The sequence below is a fragment of the Flavitalea plasmicola genome, from assembly GCF_030546645.1.
GTDB lineage: Bacteria > Bacteroidota > Bacteroidia > Chitinophagales > Chitinophagaceae > Puia.
On the sequence record NZ_JAUOTO010000013.1, the window covers coordinates 40,363 to 59,034 of the forward strand.

At 54.9% G+C, this 18,672-nt stretch carries 10 protein-coding genes; 1 reads left to right on the plus strand and 9 read right to left on the minus strand.

Annotation, left to right across the window (positions count from 1 at the left end; all coding sequences use genetic code 11):
• Positions 1–52: 52 nt before the first annotated feature.
• Genes Q4E93_RS33820 through Q4E93_RS33860 form a run of 9 tightly spaced genes read right to left on the minus strand, consistent with a single transcriptional unit; the run spans position 53 to position 17,312 of the window.
• A complete protein-coding gene (locus tag Q4E93_RS33820; RefSeq protein WP_303592473.1) occupies positions 53–1,783 on the minus strand; it encodes a tetratricopeptide repeat protein in 1,731 nt (576 codons plus the stop codon).
• A gap of 16 nt (positions 1,784–1,799) precedes the next feature.
• Positions 1,800–3,212, minus strand: coding sequence for an amidohydrolase family protein (locus Q4E93_RS33825; RefSeq protein ID WP_303592474.1), 1,413 nt, complete (start codon positions 3,210–3,212; stop codon positions 1,800–1,802).
• A 56-nt stretch (positions 3,213–3,268) separates the two neighbouring features.
• A complete protein-coding gene (locus Q4E93_RS33830; protein ID WP_303592475.1) occupies positions 3,269–4,930 on the minus strand; it encodes a sodium:solute symporter family protein in 1,662 nt (553 codons plus the stop codon).
• Between the two features lie 10 nt (positions 4,931–4,940).
• The gene (locus Q4E93_RS33835; protein ID WP_303592477.1) at positions 4,941–7,487 is read right to left on the minus strand and encodes a glycoside hydrolase family protein; all 2,547 of its coding nucleotides are present in this window, start codon (positions 7,485–7,487) and stop codon (positions 4,941–4,943) included.
• On the minus strand, positions 7,480–9,756 hold the full coding sequence (locus Q4E93_RS33840) for an FAD-dependent oxidoreductase (RefSeq protein WP_303592478.1): 2,277 nt from the start codon (positions 9,754–9,756) through the stop codon (positions 7,480–7,482). The genes Q4E93_RS33835 and Q4E93_RS33840 overlap by 8 nt, the downstream gene beginning before the upstream one ends.
• A gap of 12 nt (positions 9,757–9,768) precedes the next feature.
• Positions 9,769–11,784, minus strand: coding sequence for a glycoside hydrolase family 2 protein (locus Q4E93_RS33845; protein ID WP_303592479.1), 2,016 nt, complete (start codon positions 11,782–11,784; stop codon positions 9,769–9,771).
• Positions 11,785–11,789: 5 nt separating this feature from the next.
• Positions 11,790–12,686 carry an alpha/beta hydrolase gene (locus Q4E93_RS33850; RefSeq protein WP_303592480.1) on the minus strand — a complete coding sequence of 299 codons (897 nt, stop codon included), beginning with the start codon at positions 12,684–12,686 and terminating at the stop codon, positions 11,790–11,792.
• Between the two features lie 51 nt (positions 12,687–12,737).
• Positions 12,738–14,222, minus strand: coding sequence for a RagB/SusD family nutrient uptake outer membrane protein (locus tag Q4E93_RS33855; RefSeq protein ID WP_303592482.1), 1,485 nt, complete (start codon positions 14,220–14,222; stop codon positions 12,738–12,740).
• A gap of 51 nt (positions 14,223–14,273) precedes the next feature.
• Entirely contained in the window at positions 14,274–17,312 is a 3,039-nt protein-coding gene (locus Q4E93_RS33860; protein WP_303592483.1) for a SusC/RagA family TonB-linked outer membrane protein, read from the minus strand.
• A gap of 177 nt (positions 17,313–17,489) precedes the next feature.
• On the opposite strand from Q4E93_RS33860, the gene Q4E93_RS33865 reads away from it, so the two are divergent.
• On the plus strand, positions 17,490–18,668 hold the full coding sequence (locus Q4E93_RS33865) for a LacI family DNA-binding transcriptional regulator (protein WP_303592484.1): 1,179 nt from the start codon (positions 17,490–17,492) through the stop codon (positions 18,666–18,668).
• Positions 18,669–18,672: the final 4 nt, after the last annotated feature.

Here is an 18,672-nt window from a genome sequence, read left to right on the forward strand (position 1 = left end):
ATGCTCTAAGTGGAGCTACAGAAACAAGGTACATTATCAAATTCATATCCCCCTAAAACACCGCCCTCCCCACCTCCTGATCCCTGATCTCCCACGCCTTGCCCAACTCCCCGTTCACCCTCCTTAACCCAACCTTATCCCCCATCGCCTTATACACCAGTTGCATCCCCGTCAACGACCATCCATTCATAGGGTTGATCTCCAGATCGCGACGAAAAACTATCTCCGCCTCCTTAATCCTCCCCATCCTCAACAACAGATCCCCTAAATACTGCCTGGCCGGGATCGCCCAATCCCTCGGCTCATCATAGATCAACGCATCCTCCGCCGCCACCGCTCCCTGAAGCGCCTCCCGCGCCGAGGTATTTTCTTTCTTCTTCTCCGCCAGCACACCTGCCAGAATACCCTTAGCCACCAGCCCCGCGTCATATGCATTGCTGAAAGGATCATAAGAGGCCTTCAAAGCCGCGGACTGCAATCCCTTTTCCAGCAACCCCAGCTCCCGTCCCGCTTCAGCCAACCGCCCCAGACCGCAAAAAGCCATACCCCTGGCAAAATGATCGAGCACATAGACATACGCAGTCGAACTATCAGCCGCCGGCTCCTTCAATATTTCCTCCCACTTCCCAAAACGGATCAACGTGAACAGCCGGAACTGATACACGTATTGCACAAAGTTCCCAAAGCCGCCGGGCGCCTTCAGGTCCGCAGCCGTTATCAACGTACGTATCGTATCACTGCTGGCGATGGCTTCTTTGAAATTCCCCGCCATCATGGCACAGGCGATCTGCATATGCACCGCATGCAGCAGATACAGCCCCGCCCCTTCCGTCACCGGCTGGTATAATTGCACATATTTATTGTAGCCAGTCACCGCCCGGTCATTGACATCGATCCCCTTCCTGTAATGACCGCTCCGGATATAGATATGCGAAGGCATGTGTACCACATGCGCTACGTCCGGCATCAGGTTCGCCAGCAGCTCCGCGCTCCTTACGCCGTCTTCAGGATGAAGAGAACCTTCCACCGTATGGATCATAAAATGAAGCCCTCCCGGGTGCAGTGAGTCGATGGCCAGCGCTTTTCCGAGGATCCTTCGGATCTCCGGTGTCCAGGGCCTTGACTGCAGCGCCGCGTCATACAGGTCCCATGGATGTTCCAGCATCAACGCATCGGCGTACAGAACAACGACATCCGCATTTTTCGGATACGCGTCCGCCAGCGATCGCATGGCGGACGCATAATTCTCCTGCAATAGCTTCAGGTCGGCAGCCGTATCCGCGCTATATCGCTGCGACATCGCACGAATTAGCCCTTTCTCCAGTTCCGAACACTTCAAAACATATTTCGCCCCAGCTTGTATCGCTTCAAAAGCAGCTGCCTCTGCACGGAATCCATTACCGAAATTGATCGTCGGACCAAGCGCCAGCGCTTTCCCGTAGTAAGCCATCGCGCAAGTGCTGTCAAATCGCAGCGCCTTCGCAAAAGAAGCCCGGGCTTCCAGCGTGTGGAAGGCATAATACATATTGACCCCCTGGTTGAAATAGAACTGCGTGCTGTCGGAATTAGTAGTGATCTTCCATCTGTGAGGACCCCAACCGGTCATAGGAGGTATATCCACCGCCTCGGCTAAACCTTCAGGTGCCACCCTGCAGCTCAGGGAAGATGGCCGTTTCCACGCGATCACCTGTCTCACATCAGCGCTTCTCCTCGTAATAAAACGGAAAGCCGCAGCCAGGAAGAAACTGGAGACAACACAGGCTACAACAACTGCTTTTTTCATATGCACCTCGTTTGATTTAATACTTCCCCACCTCCCCCTTTACAGACGCAAATATCTTCTGCGAATTGAATCCGACTCCCTTCTTGAATACCCAGACGATGTTTCTGATATTTTGGATATGCTGCGACACATCCCCATTGATGACCACCAGGTCCGCAGCCTTCCCCACTTCGATGGAACCTATCCTGCTCTCCAATCCCAACGCCCGGGCGCCATTCAAGGTAGCTATACGCACCGCCTCCAGGGGTGTGAACCCCGCCTGTACCAGCAGCTCAATGGACTGCTGCGACCCATAACCCGCCAGCACACTCCCGTTCCCCGTAGGATCGGTACCCACGGTCAGCAAACCACCGGCATCTACAAATGCCTTCTCCATCTTCATTTCCTCTAACAACATCTTATTCAATGCCGGGCTTCTTCGTTTATTGTATACATTCAAATACATGCTCCGTGTATCCGGCGCCATTGCTTCCAATATCTCCGGCCGCAGCACTGTGTCCAATGTGCTGAGATTGACCAGCACCGCCAGCGTGGAAGTAAGGATCACCTTCTTAGAGATCAGCAAGGCCGTCAGGTCCTTCACCCCCTTACTATCCACCGGCGTAAAAGGAGCCGAGCCGGCAGGACAGGCATTCTCCTTCTTATTGGGAAAAAAATCGGTGGCGGCAAAAAAACCATGCTCCAGCTGGTCGATCCCTAATTCAGCCGCTTCCCGGTAAGTGACGGAGCATAAATGGCCGGTCACCTTCAATCCCTTCACGTGCGCCTCGTCGATCGCAGCTTTCAAGGTTGCCTTATCCAGGTAGTTATAGGCCTTGAATGACGTAGCGCCCTGGCTTACCCAGAAATCCACAAACGCCTTCGACTCGGCGGGCCCGCTCAATTCATGCATCTGCGGGAAAACAGTTCCCTTTCCTTCCAGGTAGGGTGCCGTCACATCCATGGCAGGTCCCAATATCTTTCCCCGGTCGATATCCCTTTTGAGATTAAGGTCCGAATACGGCTCAAGGCATCCCGCCGTCCGGATCGTCGTCGCGCCGCACGCCAGGTACATCCTGGGAAAAGTTATAGGCAATTGCTTACAATGCAGATAGCTGAAGTCCTCCGGATACGCCGAATAATACATATGCTCGTGTAATAAGACAAATCCCGGCAAAAGCGTTTTCCCGGTAAGATCGATGACCGCGGCGCCAGGAGGCACAGCCACTTTCTTGCTGTCGCCCACCGCAGCAATCATTCCATTGCGTACGATCACCGTCTGATCATCCTGGAACTTCATGCCTGCCACATCCGCCAGCTTACAGTGCGTAAACACAACCAACGAAGTATCATAATCGATGAATTTCTTTACTCCCGGTGCGTAGGAGATTTGTGAGAACCCCTGGCAGCAGAGCACCAGGCAGCAAAAGCCAGAAAGCAATTTTCTCATCAGGAAGATTTTGTGTACCCACAAAATAATCCTTTCCCGTCGATTCAACAAAACCCCTATCTCACCCGCCCATACCTCCCCGCCAATCTTAATATATAAAGTCCCGATAAAGCAATACCACCCCCGACCCAGCAGACGATCGCCCCGCCGGAAGAAAGGACACCCAGCAGCAGGATGCCCGCGCCCGTAAAGCCAATGGCCCATCCGATCACAGCCACCCCAAACTTGTTCTGCCGGTCCGCCTCTTTATGCGCCTCCAAATTCTTATCACTCGCCAGAACCTTATCAGCCTCGAACCCACTATACCTCACTCCCCCTCTCAACGCCACCTCGAAAAATCCCAGCAACACCAGCGGTATCCCCACCCCCCACACCGTCTCCCAGGTCCTGCTCAGCTTGAATCCCAACATCCACGGACTAATGAACTTAAAGAACATATTTATACTCAGCGCAACGACCGTGACGGTCACCACCGAGAAAGCCGTCTGCCGCCGCGAATACAAACTCCATATCACAGGGGCAAAAAGCGCACTGCCCGCAATAGACGCAATACTCAGCACCACCTCCACGATCCCGCCCGCCTGCGGGATCACCATGGCGACTAATATCGTACACACGCCAAAGACCAATGTGAAAAGTCGCCCCACCAGGATCTGCTCCTTCTCCGAAGCTGCAGGCCGCAACAACTTTAAATAAACATCTTTCGCAAACACGGTGGCCGCCAGGTTGATGGTTGTATTGGCCTTGCTGGACGTGGCCGATACCATCCCCGATAATACCAACCCGATGAGCCCGGCAGGCAACACGCGCTGGCACAGCAGCATATAGGCATTTTCCGGCTGCAGCCCCGTAAGTCCGGGGTGGATCACCCGGAAGATCATAGGTGGCAGCATCCAGATGACAGGGCTGACGAGATACAGGGCGCCAAATAAATAAGCCACCTTTTTAGCGTTCCGCTCGCTGGCCACACTGGTATACCGCTGCACATAGCTCCAGTTGCCGCCGATATACACGGTCTGGTAGATGACAAATGCCAGCATGAATCCCAACGTATAATCCTGCGAAAAGAAGTGAAAGAAATCGGGAGGCGCATTCCCTACAAAACCGGCAACACCTCCCACTTCCTTAAAAGCGGCGGGGACGACGATGAGCACGGCCGCCAGCAGCACGACAAACTGCACCACATCCGTCACCAGCACGGCCCAGAGGCCGCCGGCAGCGGTATACAACACGATGATGACGCCAATGATGACAATGCACATATTCAAAGAGAGTGGTGTGGCGGCGCTCACCATCTTCCCGACGGGATAGAGCACCGCGCCCGTATTGAAAAGACTCAACAATAAAATAAGATACGTATAGAACTGCTGGGTCCCCGTATTGAATCGCTTCCCGATGAACTCCGCAGCCGTCTTTGCACCCGTCTTCTTCCATTTGCCCGCAATGAAGAGGGCCGTCAGGATACCGCTCACGGCCATGGTCAGCTGGATGGAATTGGCCACCAGGCCCTGTTTGTAGGCAATGGAACCCCATACCACGAATGTACCGGCAGAGAAGTAGCTGATAAAAAGAGAAAGTCCATTGATCCACCAGGGCGTCTCTCCTCCTGCCTCGAAAAATGCCTGCCCGCTCTTGCTGCCCGCCCGGGTGAAGACCAGCCCGATGGCAAAGATCATCACCCCAAATACCACCATGACTATCAGATCCAATTTTCCCATACAGTACAGTTTATTCTATGTCTATTGCCTGGACCTGGATGCCGTAAGCCGCGAGCTTTACAGGCCACGTCGTCGCGTGATTGACCACTTTGAATGCCTTATCCGCCGACAATTTACTGATGTCCAGCCGGACTTGCGTCTCCGCCGGACTTTTCCTGTCATTTAAAGCGATGACATACAGCCGCCGGCCATTCGTCGCCAAAGCCGTGATGATCTCTACGTCAGGATTATCCTGGCCCGCCAGCCCCGGCCGGACGATGAGGTTGACAGATACGCCGGAGATAACACCCGGCGCAAAGCCACAGCTCTCATGCGGCCCCACCTTCGGCGTCACAAATCCCCGGGGAAAAGAAATGGTTCCGCCGGACCGTAGCTCCGCTTCCGCCAGCAGGTAATCCGTTATCCAGCCTATCTGCCACCAGGCATGATGCGGATAAGGTCCCGCGCCCTTGTTCATGGCAGTCCAATAGTAGGAGGCCACTCCGGTAGCGCTGTCTACAAAAGCATCCCGGCCGATGGCAGCCGCCCTCGCCATATCCGCGAAAAGCGTATCTCCTGTCAGCCGGAACATCCGGATGAAAAGTCCGGCATGACTGCAAAGCTGGATGGGCCCTGCCCCATTGGCGGAGCCGATGATCCCTCCATGTTCGAAGCTAAGCCCCGCCTGCGCGATCTCCCAGCTTTCCCTGGGCACTCCTTTGACGGATCGCCCGTCCCGCGACGGGATGGGATGCGTATAGATAGAGGCTGTATAGATCCGTGCCGCACGGATAGCAGCCTGCTTGTATGCCTCGACGCCGGTAAGATCGTAAAGATCCAGCAGGCACTGGGCAGTCTGCGCAGTAGCAAAATCGGGAGCATAACGGGCATCGCCGCATACCCCTATAAAATGTCCCTGGTCGACGCCTTGCGCAATATACCAGCGGGCGCCTTTTTCTGCCGCATCCAAAAATCGGCGATCCTGTAATATCCTATAAGCCACCAGCAGCCCGTAAAAAGTCGGCCGCAGGTCCTGCAGGTCGGTGAATAAGGGTTGGTGACTATGCCGGTCATAGGCCACGTCCCAGCTCCCGTCAGGTTTTTGCCATCGCAGCATTAGTTCCGCCCCCAGCCGGAGACGCTCCCGCAGCAGCGTATCCTCCGGCGTGAATAGCAGCACATTCCCCAGGTCGAGCAGGGTGTAGTAGGTCAGGCTGACAGGCTCCACGAACTCTCCCCACTCTTCCACAAACTTCTTCCGCTTAGCCAGGTAATATTGCCCGATGGCCGCACCGCTGAAAAAACCGGTGTCCGTCTGTTGCTGCACCAGTTTGAAGTTGCGGGCATAAGGCAGGATGCTGTCCCGGAACCAGCCCAGGCCCGTGATCGCTCCCACCATCCACATGGCCCCATAATCAGCGTTCTTCATCGCGTCCCGCTGCGATCCGACGACGCCGCCCAGGTACGACTGCGCACCGATCTGCATACCCTTGTACTCCTCCACATGCCATAGAGCCGTTCGCGTGTCGGCAAGGTAGCCCAGCATGCGAAACATCCGGTCCGTAAGTGAATGCTCATTATGACGCAACGCCAGCCCTTCTTCGAATCGATAAATATCGTTGATGCTGTGATGGAGCGATACATACCAATCCCCTTCGCTAATACTAAATCTATAACTACAATGAAATACAGTTCCCGCCTCACCGGCAGAAGCCGGCTCGCCCAACACAGGGCTCCAGAGCGTAGGTGTCAGTTGCGCGCGCCGGTTCATATGCGAGAGGCCCACCTGCCAGTCCTGGTGCGTATAATGATCCTTCGCCCAGGGGTCTCTCCCCACTCCGGGGTCCGCTATCACCGACAGTGAAAGCCCTTGCGCCGTGCTGATAATAGGTGATAGCGTACTGGCACATCGCTCCCGGTAAATGACAGGCCGCTCCGGGATCCCCTGTCCATACGCATAGGCTGAGACAAAGTCCGGCTGCAGCCGGGACCCTTGAAAATAACCAGGAACGGTAGCCCACGCCAGGTCGCTGGGAGCCACGGTCGCCAGCGAAGGGCTCGCAAGAGAAAAATAGCCCGGCGTTCGTATTACCACTGTCTGGCTCACCCGCACATCCGTTGCATAAGCACTATCCAACCTCCATTCCGTGATCACAGTGGCCCGCGAACCCTCATACGTGAACCTAACCCCGCCTCGAAAAGCCTCCGCCTTCGAAGGATAAAAACTGACCGCCTCCCCCGCCGTATTCATGGCCACAGGCGAAGTTGCCTGTTTCCAGATATTGATCTGGTACTTATAGGCAGTATCCGGCCAGCCTGCGCCGGTGGAGGTATGGAAAGTCTCCTGCGGTACATCCGAAGGCTTGTCTTTCGAATATACCAGCGTATATTCCCCCGATGGCTTGCCGACATCCACCCATGCCCCCTTTACCTTCCCCTGTACAGTCGTGATCACCCACCCCTTAGCGGTATGCTTCCAGAAGATCCTCACCCGCTCATTGGACAGCTTCAACACACCAGTCTGACCGGAAACAATCCCCCCGGCACATAATAAAACAATCAACAAGATCTTACTCATAACAAAGGATTTCAAATATCGCAGCAGGAGTATCCAGGGAAGGATGCTCCAGAAAAAGCATGAGCGACTGTGTCATCACAGGCTCCGCAAAATCAATGACCCGAATGGTCTGGTAATTACCTGTCACAGCATACAAGACCTCGCCCTTCCCGTCCAGCAATCGGAAATCACGGACACAAAACGGCATGACAGTCTCCGGATGCGCCATCAGCACCGACTCCATGGGATGATCCGCATCCGTATCGAATTTGATCACGACCCGGCGGATCCGCCGGGGAGCCTCCCAGGTCAGCCGGATCGCCGGCGCAGGATCATTCGGGTCTGCCACCCATGCGTTAGGTCGCACCGTAGGCCTCGCAATACCATTGCAAATATTCTTTCCTTCAAATGCATCCAGCCCGGGACTGATCTTCATCGCCACATTCAATCCTTCCGGTCGCCTTTGCGGACACCAGAACTCGAATTCCTCCATGCCAATCCCCTCCGGCGGCGTCTGCCGCCCATAATTCGAGACAGCCTCGTTCACCAGGTTGAAAACGGACAATACTCCGCTGATCCGCTGCGCGCTAAATGCCACCTTCACCAGCGGATTCTTATATAGACAAACAAAGCCATAACACTCCTCTGAAAAGCTTACGCCAAAATCCAGCACCACTTCCTGCCGGCCAGGCCTCAACCGAAAACTTCGCTTAGCCAAACTGACATCCGGTGTAAAATTCCCCGCCTTGCCGCTGACCTTCAGCTCCACCTCAAGCACTGTATCTTCCAGCGCCTCAACATACAAAAGAAACGAGGGACACCCCCCCGCCCCCAACGGCAGCATCTGCGCAGTGGATAGCTCCAACACCCGCCATTCAAACGGCTTCAACTCCTCCAGCACCAGCTTCGAAGAAACAGTAACCGCAGCAGAACCTGTCAGATCCTCCTTATCACGCAGCACCATCCCGGGAATATATTGGCCGGATCGCATCAATTCCTTTTGTAATTCAGCCAAAAAAGCTCCCTGACCCAACTGCCGGGGTAAAACCCCATGCCGGTGACATAGGACTGCAGCCATGCCGGAAGCCTGTCCCAAATAGGCTCCCGTGCCCATTACCCTCGAAGAGCCAAAAGCCACATGAGATGCGCTGATCAACCTCCCCGAGAAAAATAGATTGCCGATATTCCGGCTATAAAGACACCGGTATGGGATAGCATATATCCCCTTACTGTGCCATTGGTTACAACCCGGCTTTTCGCTGAAGACCCCATCCGATGGATGCAGGTCGATGGACCAGCCGCCATAGGCGACGGCATCTTCAAATGGCCGCTGCGCCACGATGTCCTGCTGCCGGAGGATATAGTCACCCTCAAATCGACGGCTCTCCCGCTTACCCGGGATCATCCCCACCCATTCCAGCGTAAGGGTCTCCGCTTCAGGGAATTTTCCCGAGTTCTTGATATAGTTCCATACCCCATATACCACCTTCCATAATTCCCATTTGATCGTCTCGGTGTCATGCACGGTATCCAACCGACCGCCATACTCGATCCACCAGAGGCGGCACCCATAGTCTTCCGTATTGAAGCTGCGGAATCGGGGGATCTTCGTGATATCGTCCAGCGCAAAAGCCGGTGGCACATAACGGACAGGCCTGCCCGTATCCTTCGTATAAAAATAAAGCGAATGTCCAAGCAGCTCCCCATAGTCCGCCGCAGGCGCAAACAGCTCCCCGAACTCCTCCGTCGACTCCGCCCCCATGCGAAAAGCAGCGCCTGCAAGAAATCCCACCACTCCATCACCGGACGCATCCGTGAACAGCGGCGCCCTTAGCTCATAGGCCGTCTGGTTCTGGCTGCAATACGCTTTGACAGTCCCGATCGTCCCCTCATCGGTCTTGACCACTTCGTTGACCGCCGTATTCAGCAACAGCGTGACATTCGGTTCCGCCATCACCTTGTCCAGCAACACCATGTCGAAGACCACGGGATTGCCTTCCGGATTTCGATACGTATTCTCCACCAATATCTCGTCGACGACGCCGCCCTCCCGGGCCCAGCGGTTATTGTTGCCCATATGGGAAGTGGCGCCCAGGATCCACAGCCGCACCTCGCTCGAAGCATTGCCGCCCAGCACCGGCCGGTCCTGGACCAGGATGACATGGACGCCCTTCCGTGCCGCTGTCAGCGCACAACAGACGCCGGAGAGCCCCCCGCCTACTACTACCAGGTCGGCTTCAAGGATGACATGCGGGAACGAGCGCTCGGGTACACCGGATGATCTGATCATAATGCTGGCTATTTAAAATGATTTTGTAAGAATGACAAAGCCGCCAGGCTTTACCAACGAAACCTTTGTCTCACCGCCGGCATCGACCACCAGCTCCTGGCTTTCACCCGGCCGCAGCGTTCGCAACGGCAAGGACTGGCCATTATATTTCAACGTATAACCCCGCAATGTATAGGAAGGAAAATCCTTTCGTGCCGTTACCCGGATCGTCAGCTTGCCTGTGGATCCACCTGCCTGAACCCCCGATCCACCCGACCCTGACGGTCCACCCCCCACCACCACCTTCTCCACAACCGCCGGCGCAAACTCCTCCTGCCAGGCCGTATACATCCCCCGCACCTCACGCTGCGGCCCGACAAGCCCCCACGGCCGGTAACCATTGACATTCGATCCCGGAAAACGACTCCTGTAGTCCTGGAACGTCCATACACAGGCCCCGATGACATAATCACACTGCCGGAAAGCCGCCATGGCATTTTGCAGATGCGCCACCCGCTGGCCCTCATCCTTCACCTGGTCGGCCCGGATACCGAATTCACTCAGGAAGACGGCCTTGTCAGGATAGACCTCATGAATATGCTGTATGTTCTTAAGATAATTGCCATAAATATTCGCACTGATGAAATCCACGAACGCAGATGCCTCATCCTGCGCGGTCTTCACCGTCTCCCGCCACACCATCATACTGGCGAATGTGATCAGCCGCGTAGAGTCGATGCCGCGCGTAAATGCACCCATATCCTTCACCCAGCTTTTTCCCTCCGCCGTCTGTGATTGAAATTCATTGCCCATCGACCACGCGAAGATGCTGGGATGGTTCCAATCCCGCTCCACCATTTCCCTCATCTGCGATTGCCACTTGCGGCGCATCATCGTGTCCGACATCTGCTTAGGCGTCATCTGCCAGTTGCCGGCCTCTTCGATGATTAGTAAGCCGTTCCTGTCCGCCCAATCCAGCAGGTACTCGGGCACAGGATAATGATTGATCCGCGACATTTCCATACACCCTCCCTTCATCAATCCGAGGTCTTTATCCAACACTTCCGCCGGATCCATGGAGCCATAGTCAGGATGGTCCAACGGCCTGTTCGCACCGCCCATTTTGATAGGCTCGCCGTTCAACAATAGCTGGTTGCCCCGCGCCTCCAGCTTCCGTATCCCAAATGCAGTAGCCAACGTATCATCCCCCAGGAATACCTCCGCCTTATAAAGGTTCGGATGATCCTGGTCCCACAACGCCACATCCTTCGCCGGCAACACCGTCTCAAAATTCACCGTCCCATCCGAAGCAACAGGCACAGCCTTCAAATCCCGCAAAACTTTCCCCTCCCTATATATCCTTCCTCCAACCAATACCCTCGAAACCCCACTCACCACCGCTCTCACCCGTATCTTCGCCGTACTCTTTTTCAGATCCGGATCCGTGCTCACCTTGACACTCCTGATGAAAACCTCAGGCCGCGTAACGAGCGTCACAGGCCGCGTGATCCCCCCGTAATTGATCCAGGGATACTGTTGCCCCACATTGGACGCCTGATAAGCCACAGACGTCTTGGCGCCGGGTATAGTGGTCGTATCCCAGGAATTGTCCACCTCCACCGCCAACACGTTCTCCTGCTTCAGCTTGCCCGTCATCTCCACTTCAAATGGCGTATACCCCCCCTCGTGATCCCCCACCCGCTCGCCATTCAGCCACACCCTGGCCCTGTAAAACACCGCATCGAAATGCAGCCAGCTGCGCATGTGCGCCTCTCCTGCACCACGGGAAGAGAACTTTTTTAAATACCACGCCTTGCCCGTATAGAACTCATACCGTTTGTCCACGGAAAAGCAATGCGGCACCGTCACCTCATCGAACCTATCGGAGACTACCGACGGCCTGTACCAACCTTCATTCTCCCCCACCTGCACAGGGTCCAGCGCAAACGTCCAGTTCCCATTCAGTGGTAAAATACTTCTTCCCTGCCCAAAACCAACTTCACATAAACAAACTACCAACACACTTAATAATATCCGGATCTTTTTCATATACTTTATTTATTGCTCGCCGAAGGCGCAACACTTCTCAAAAAAGTCAATACCTGCTCCTGCCGCTCCGCATCGGAGAAAACAGGGCCTCCATGCCCTGCGCCAGGCAACGTGATCATCTCCGCCCGCACGCCCGACGTCAGCAGCACATGGTAGAACAACACGCCAAGGTAATAATGAATGATAGGATCCTTGTCCCCATGCAGGATCAGCACTGGCGGATCTCCCTTGTCCACATACGTGGCAGGGCTCGCCCATCTCGCCAGGTCCGGCCGCAGCAGGCACGAAGCGCCCAGCAGCTTGCTGACCGAAGACCCGGCAGAATCCACCTGGTACCCCGCATTGTCCCCATGGAATGCATAGAGATCACCGGGACCATAAAAATTGATCACCCCCTTGAAGCGAGGCTCCCGCCCCTTCAACGGATAGGGATAAAGGTCCTGCCTGCGATTATTGGCGCTCATGCCGATCAGTGATGCCAGATGCCCGCCCGCGGACGCGCCCCCCAGCACAAACCGGGAGGTATCCACCCCCAGTTCCCGGGCATGTTGGTATAAATAATGGATCGCAGCATTGCAGTCCTGCACGGGCGCCGGGAAAACGGAATCCTGGCTGAACCGGTAAGCAATGCTGGCGATCGCATAGCCATGCTTCGCGAGGTACGGTATCTCCATATTCTTCTTGCCGCCCAGCCGCCAACCGCCCCCATGGATCCAGATCATCACGGGCAGCGGCCCCTTCACATCGTTGGGCACATAAAGATCGAAGTTCTGCTTCGGATCCACGGAACCATAGCGGATGTTCTTCAGCAACGTCACAGCAGGGATGGCCACCGTATCATCCGCCTGCGCCGACGCACCGGCAGCATACATCAACATCAAAACGATCAAAAAATATCTCATACAATACAGCATTTATATCAAACCCCTATTTCAATCCCCTGTTTCAAACCCCTATTTCCAATCCGGATTTTGCTCCAGCGATGTGTTTGCATTTATTTCATCCTGCGGTATGGGAAAATACCGGTGCTTGGCCATCGGCGTACGCGTCGGGTAAACATCATTCACCGCCGCAGGGATCACCGTGAGGAATGTATTGGTCCGTGTGAGGTCGTACCACCGGTCCCCTTCCGCAAAAAATTCCCAGCTGCGTTCCCGGATAACACTGTCCACAAAGTCTCCCTGGGACAATCCCGCCGTAAGGTCCGGCAATCCCGCACGGTCCCTCACCACTTTGATATACCCATAAGCAGCTGTCGTCGCCCCATTCGCTCGCGCCTCCGCTTCTGCGGCAATGAGGTAGACGTCAGGCAGCCTGAAAATAGGGATATTGATCGCCCCGGCGCCGCCGATGGAATTGGGGTCCATGTACTTCTTCACCAATACACCCTTTTGCGTAATAGGCGTAATGTCTTTCTGTGCCACCGTCTGCCCCGATTTATTGATATAGTTGGTATCCAGCAGCTGCCGCCGCTTGTCCAAGGGATTGAAGCTATCGAAAAATGACTGGTAAGCGAATATAGAGCCAAAGCTGGAATTCCCGTAGGCGGGCCCGTCGCTGTTCCTCGGTCCGAAGAGGCTCATCAGCTGGCTGCTCTGTCCGGGCGTAGCGCTTTCACACTCATAAGCCCACATATTCTCCTGCCTGGCCACATCCTCTTTCGGGACACTGTATACATCCCGCACATCCGTCATCAGCGAATACTTATTGTTAATAAGCACCTGCTTCGCCTTATCCAGCGCCAGCGCCCAGTTCTCAGCATACAAAGCGGCCTTCGCATAGAGTGTCAATGCCACCTCCTTTGAAGGTCGCCCTTTCTGGATGCCAGTCGAATAGTTGGGCAGCGCAGGCACGGCCAGGTCCAGGTCCGCAAATATTTGCTTATATACATCCGCCCGGGGGCTTTTGCCTACAATAGCCTTGTCCTGGCTGCTACTGGCGCTGGTCTTCACCACGACATCCCCGAAATTTTTCGTCAGCATAAAATGATAGAACGCCCGGAGATAATAAGCTTCCGCAATGATCACCGCACGACGGGCGGTGTCCATGCTGGTGGAAGGCACCTTCTCAATCACCCAATTGGCTTTTTCGATCCCTGCATAACAGCTGGTCCAGATCTGCTGCGGCGACTCGAACAGGCGGCTAAAACTTTTCTGCGTCGTATAGTTGGGATCGTAGTTGAACAGCGTCAGCGTATTGCGGCCCACCACAGGCCGCGGATATGTCTGGTCCGCACTCCAATCCGACGCGGAAGGAGCCGCCGTGTTGAACAGGTCGGCTATTGGAGAATAAGCCGCTGTCAGCGCCGCTTCGGCGTCAGACGCGGTCTTATAGAAATTGGAAGTGAATATGGATGAATACGGCTGTTCCTTCAGCTTACTGCAGGCAAGGAACGACACGGTCATCACAGAGGCGATATATATCTTATGAAGCTGCATATTTCGTCATTTACCGTTTAATAAATTAAATTTCTTCTGAACTCCCGACACTTAGAAGGTCACCTGCACCCCAGCCAAAAACGTTCTGGCCACCGGATACACCAGGTTATCCACTCCCACCTGCGTATTGCTGCCGCCAAATGAGTTCACTTCCGGATCGAAGCCGGAATATTTGGTGATGGTCGCCAGGTTATTGCCGCTGACGTAGACCCGCAGCCGGCTGATGCCTTTGAAAGCCGGCAGCGTATAGCCCAGCGTGACATTCTTCAGCCGGACAAAGGAGCCGTTCTCGACAAACCGGTCCGAGACGGGCAGCCGCCCTCCCTGGAATCCGCTGGCATATTCATTGCTGGGGTTCGTGGGGCTCCACCGGTTCGCCAGCCCGGCCAACACATTGCGCTGCCCCAGCGCGTTCTCGAATGTATAGCGGCTGAGATTGTAGATCTGGTTGCCCTGCACACCGGAGATAAAAGCGCTGAGGTCAAAATTCTTATAAGATAGATTCGTGGAGGCTCCGAAAATATATTTCGGATTGGCGTTGCCGGTTATGCGCTGGTCGTCTCCCGTGATCTGCCCGTCTTTTTTTATGTCCGCCACCTTCACCCCGCCGGTGCGGCTGCCCGAGCCGGGAAGGATCGTCTCACCCGTCTGGTAGATGCCGTCGAATACATAGGTCTTAAAAACACCCAGCGGCTGCCCCACGCGAAGCACCACATACGGGTTCACCACATACTCCTGAAGACTACCGGTAAGGCCCACCAGTTTATTACGGTTAAATGAGATATTACCGCTGAGGTCCCACTTGACGGCGCCTTCCAGGATGCGCGTATTAAAGGCAAATTCAAATCCTTTGTTCTCTACGCTGGCGAAATTACCCGTGATAGACGCATAGCCGCTGGAAAGTGGCAGGTTCTTGATAAAGAGCAGATCGTTCGTCCGCTTACGGTAATAGTCCGCCACCAGCGTAAGCCGGTTATTGAAGAGGCCGATATCCAGGCCCACATCCGTCTGCGTAGACCGCTCCCATTTAAGATCCTTATTGGCGATGCCGGTAGGACTGATCCCCACCGTATACACATGGTTGAACTGGTAATTGCTGCCGGATGCCACCAGGGCCAGCGACTGGTAAGGATCGATGGCCGCGGCATTCCCCGTGACGCCATAGCTGGCCCGCAGCTTGAGGTCGCTGAACAATTGCTGCCCCTTCATCCACGATTCTTCGATGATCCTCCACGCAGCGGAGGCGGCAGGGAAAAATCCATACTTATTGTTCTCCCCGAATTTAGAAGCCCCATCCCGGCGGGCCGTCAGGTCCAGGAAATACCGGTTCCTGAACCCATAGTTGACACGGGCCAGGTAAGAGTCCAGCCTGTCCTTGCTCCGGCTGCTGCTCACCGTCCTGTTGACAGCCAGGCCCAGCGCCTCATTGGTGGTGGCGTCATTCGGGAACCCGCTGGCACTGATGGAATTCGCATTGTACAAGCCCTTCTGGGTAGCGCCCACCAGGGTCACCTTGATGGAATGGTCGCCAAAATTACGCAGGTACGTGAGGATGCTCTCATGCAGCAACCCGGTGGTATTGACATTCCCCTTGCTCGCGCTGCCGGAATTGGCATTGCGTTCCACCGCTCCCAAAATATAGATGGGGCTGTAATAATCATTCAGCGTGCCGGAGAGGTCCGCATTGAAAGAGGCCCTGTAAGTCAGGCCTTCGATGATCTTTGCTTCTACATACACATTGGCCAGGGTCCTGCGGATGGTATTCTGGTTGAGCACCGCCGCCAGGCCCAGCGGATTGGTCACTTCCCGGTAGCGGCCATTGAACTGGTCGGAAAAAGGATACAATGTGCCGTCCGCCTTATAAGGCTGAAGAGTTGGCGGCGCACCGAGAGCCGCACCCACGATGCTCTGCGTGACCACGGGTCCGTCGATGCTGTTGACGCCCGTGGGAATGTTATTGTTGATGGAATTGGATCCGAGTATGGTAGTGCCCACCCGGAAATGATCGCTGATGCGATGGTCCAGGCTCAACCGTAATGAATACCTTTTAAAGTTGGAATGAATGATGATCCCATCCTGGTTGAAGTAATTACCCGACAACGAGAATTGCGTCTTTTCCGAGCCGCCGCTGACAGATACCTGGTAATTCTGGATAAGCGCTTTGCGGAAGATGAGGTCCTGCCAGTTCACCCCCTTGCCCAGGCTGTCCGGGTTGGGATAAATGGCCGAATTGTACACGTCATTCTCCAGCTTGGCAAATTGCGCCGCATTGAGCATGGATATCCGCTTGGTCACCTCCTGGAATCCCTGGTAGGTTTCCATCTGGACGCGCGAAGGTCCGTTCTTGCCCCGCTTGGTGGTGATAATGATCACCCCGTTGGCGCCCCTGGCGCCGTAGATGGCCGTGGCCGACGCATCCTTAAGGATCTCCACCGACTCGATGTCGTTGGGGTTGATCGTGGACAATGGGCTGGGGTCCGTGACGCTGCCCCCATTCGAGATCTGGATCCCGTCGATGATATACAGCGGTTCCGACGATCCGTTGATGGAATTCGTCCCGCGGATACGGACGCTGATATTGCCGCCCGGCGCAGCATTGTTCTGGGTGATCTGGATCCCCGAAACCCGGGCCTGCAGGCCCTGCGCCACATTGGTGACGGGCGTCTGGGTGATCTCCGCGGCTTTGACGGAGGCGATGGATCCCGTGGTGGCAGCCTTGCGCTGAGTACCATAGCCCACCACGATGACGTCATCCAGCTTGCCGACCCTGCGCTTTAAAACAATGGAAAGGGAGGTCTGTCCTTTCAGCTCCACCGTCTCATCCTCGTAGCCCTGGGATGTAATGAGAAGGATGGCATCGGAGGTAACACCTTTTAATGTAAATTCACCGTTGACGTCAGTGGTGATGCCTTTTTTTGTACCTTTTACAGAGACGCTGGCATTGGCCACCGGATGATTTTCCGCATCGTAGACCCGCCCCGTGACGACTGTCTGTGCCAGCAATTGGCCAGGGCAAAAGGCGATGACGGCAAATGGAAGGAAAAGAAAGAGCCGGTGCAAGAAATGGTTGAACGAGTACGCGCTACTCATATGGCAGTTGTTTAATTTGATGCAATACGTTACTGAGTTCGATGGTGCAATTTTAAACAAGTTCTCCATTGAAAAAAGAGGACGAAGGCATTTCAGGCATCAGTATCTACCGGGAACGATTGCGGTATCGTTCCCGGTAGTTCAAACTATAATCTTATATTCGCGAAGCTTATGGGAATGATACGCTGTACGAAGTGCGGTCAGGTGCACGCCATCGCCAAATCCGGGATGGTCCGCGGAAAGCAACGGTATTACTGCAAGGACTGCCATATTTATTTCACCTTGCCCGATCCCGGAAACACGGGAGTCGCCGGCACAAAACGCCCCCGCCCCGGCCACATCGCCACCATTCTGGACATAGCTAAAGCCCTGAACATCTCCAAATCCACCGTATCCAGGGCCCTCCAGGGTCATACAGATATAAAGAAAGAGACGCGCGAGGCCGTAGTGAAGATGGCCGGCAAGCTGGACTACCAGCCAAACCTCCTGGCCAAGAGCCTGGTAAAAAGTAAAAGCAACACCATCGGTATCATCGTGCCGGAATTCGTCAACTACTTCTTTCCGGCTGTGATCATGGGCGCACAGGAGATAGCCAGCGAAGCCGGCTACAACGTCATCATCTGCCAATCACAGGAATCCGTCAAGACAGAAATAGCCAATACAAAAGTTTTACTGGCCAGCCGTGTAGAAGGTGTCATCATCTCCATGACCAGGGAGACCAGCGACTTCGACCATTTCAAGGCTTTCGGTCGCCACGGCGTTCCCATCGTATTCTTCAATCGCATCTGTGAAAAGATCCCGGCTTCCCGGGTGATGGTAAATGACTATGAAGGAGCTTACAACGCAGTGGAACATCTCATCGCCAATGGATATCGCAGGATCGCTCATATCAGTGGTCCTCCCAACCTGCGCCTGAGCCAGAACAGGATCAATGGCTACCTGGATGCGCTAAAGGCCCATAAATTGCCCAGCCATCGCAGCTGGATCATTCATCATGATCTCACCGCTGCCAACGCAAGCGACAGCGCAAAAAAATTACTCTCCCTCAGGTCGCGGCCCGACGCCATCTTCTGCGTCAATGATCCCGCGGCCATCCAGACCCTCCTGTACGCCAAAAGCATCGGCATCAAAGTCCCGGACCAGCTGGGCATCGTAGGCTTCAGTGACGACCCCATCTCTTCCATCATCGAGCCCCAGCTCACTACAGTCAAACAGCCCGTCAGCGAAATGGGCCAGATCGCCATGCGCATCCTCCTGGACCAGATCAAACTGGGTCCCGGTCCCCATAAACCCGTACATACAAAGCTGCTGACCAATCTCATCGTGCGGCAATCATCCGTTAGGGATCATCCCTAAAACC

Coding starts and splice junctions, on each gene's coding strand:
- Q4E93_RS33820 (WP_303592473.1), bottom strand. CDS start 1,783: ATGAAAAAAGCAGTTGTTGTAGCCTGTGTTGTCTCCAGTTTCTTCCTG.
- Q4E93_RS33825 (WP_303592474.1), bottom strand. CDS start 3,212: ATGAGAAAATTGCTTTCTGGCTTTTGCTGCCTGGTGCTCTGCTGCCAG.
- Q4E93_RS33830 (WP_303592475.1), bottom strand. CDS start 4,930: ATGGGAAAATTGGATCTGATAGTCATGGTGGTATTTGGGGTGATGATC.
- Q4E93_RS33835 (WP_303592477.1), bottom strand. CDS start 7,487: ATGAGTAAGATCTTGTTGATTGTTTTATTATGTGCCGGGGGGATTGTT.
- Q4E93_RS33840 (WP_303592478.1), bottom strand. CDS start 9,756: ATGATCAGATCATCCGGTGTACCCGAGCGCTCGTTCCCGCATGTCATC.
- Q4E93_RS33845 (WP_303592479.1), bottom strand. CDS start 11,784: ATGAAAAAGATCCGGATATTATTAAGTGTGTTGGTAGTTTGTTTATGT.
- Q4E93_RS33850 (WP_303592480.1), bottom strand. CDS start 12,686: ATGAGATATTTTTTGATCGTTTTGATGTTGATGTATGCTGCCGGTGCG.
- Q4E93_RS33855 (WP_303592482.1), bottom strand. CDS start 14,222: ATGCAGCTTCATAAGATATATATCGCCTCTGTGATGACCGTGTCGTTC.
- Q4E93_RS33860 (WP_303592483.1), bottom strand. CDS start 17,312: ATGAGTAGCGCGTACTCGTTCAACCATTTCTTGCACCGGCTCTTTCTT.
- Q4E93_RS33865 (WP_303592484.1), top strand. CDS start 17,490: ATGATACGCTGTACGAAGTGCGGTCAGGTGCACGCCATCGCCAAATCC.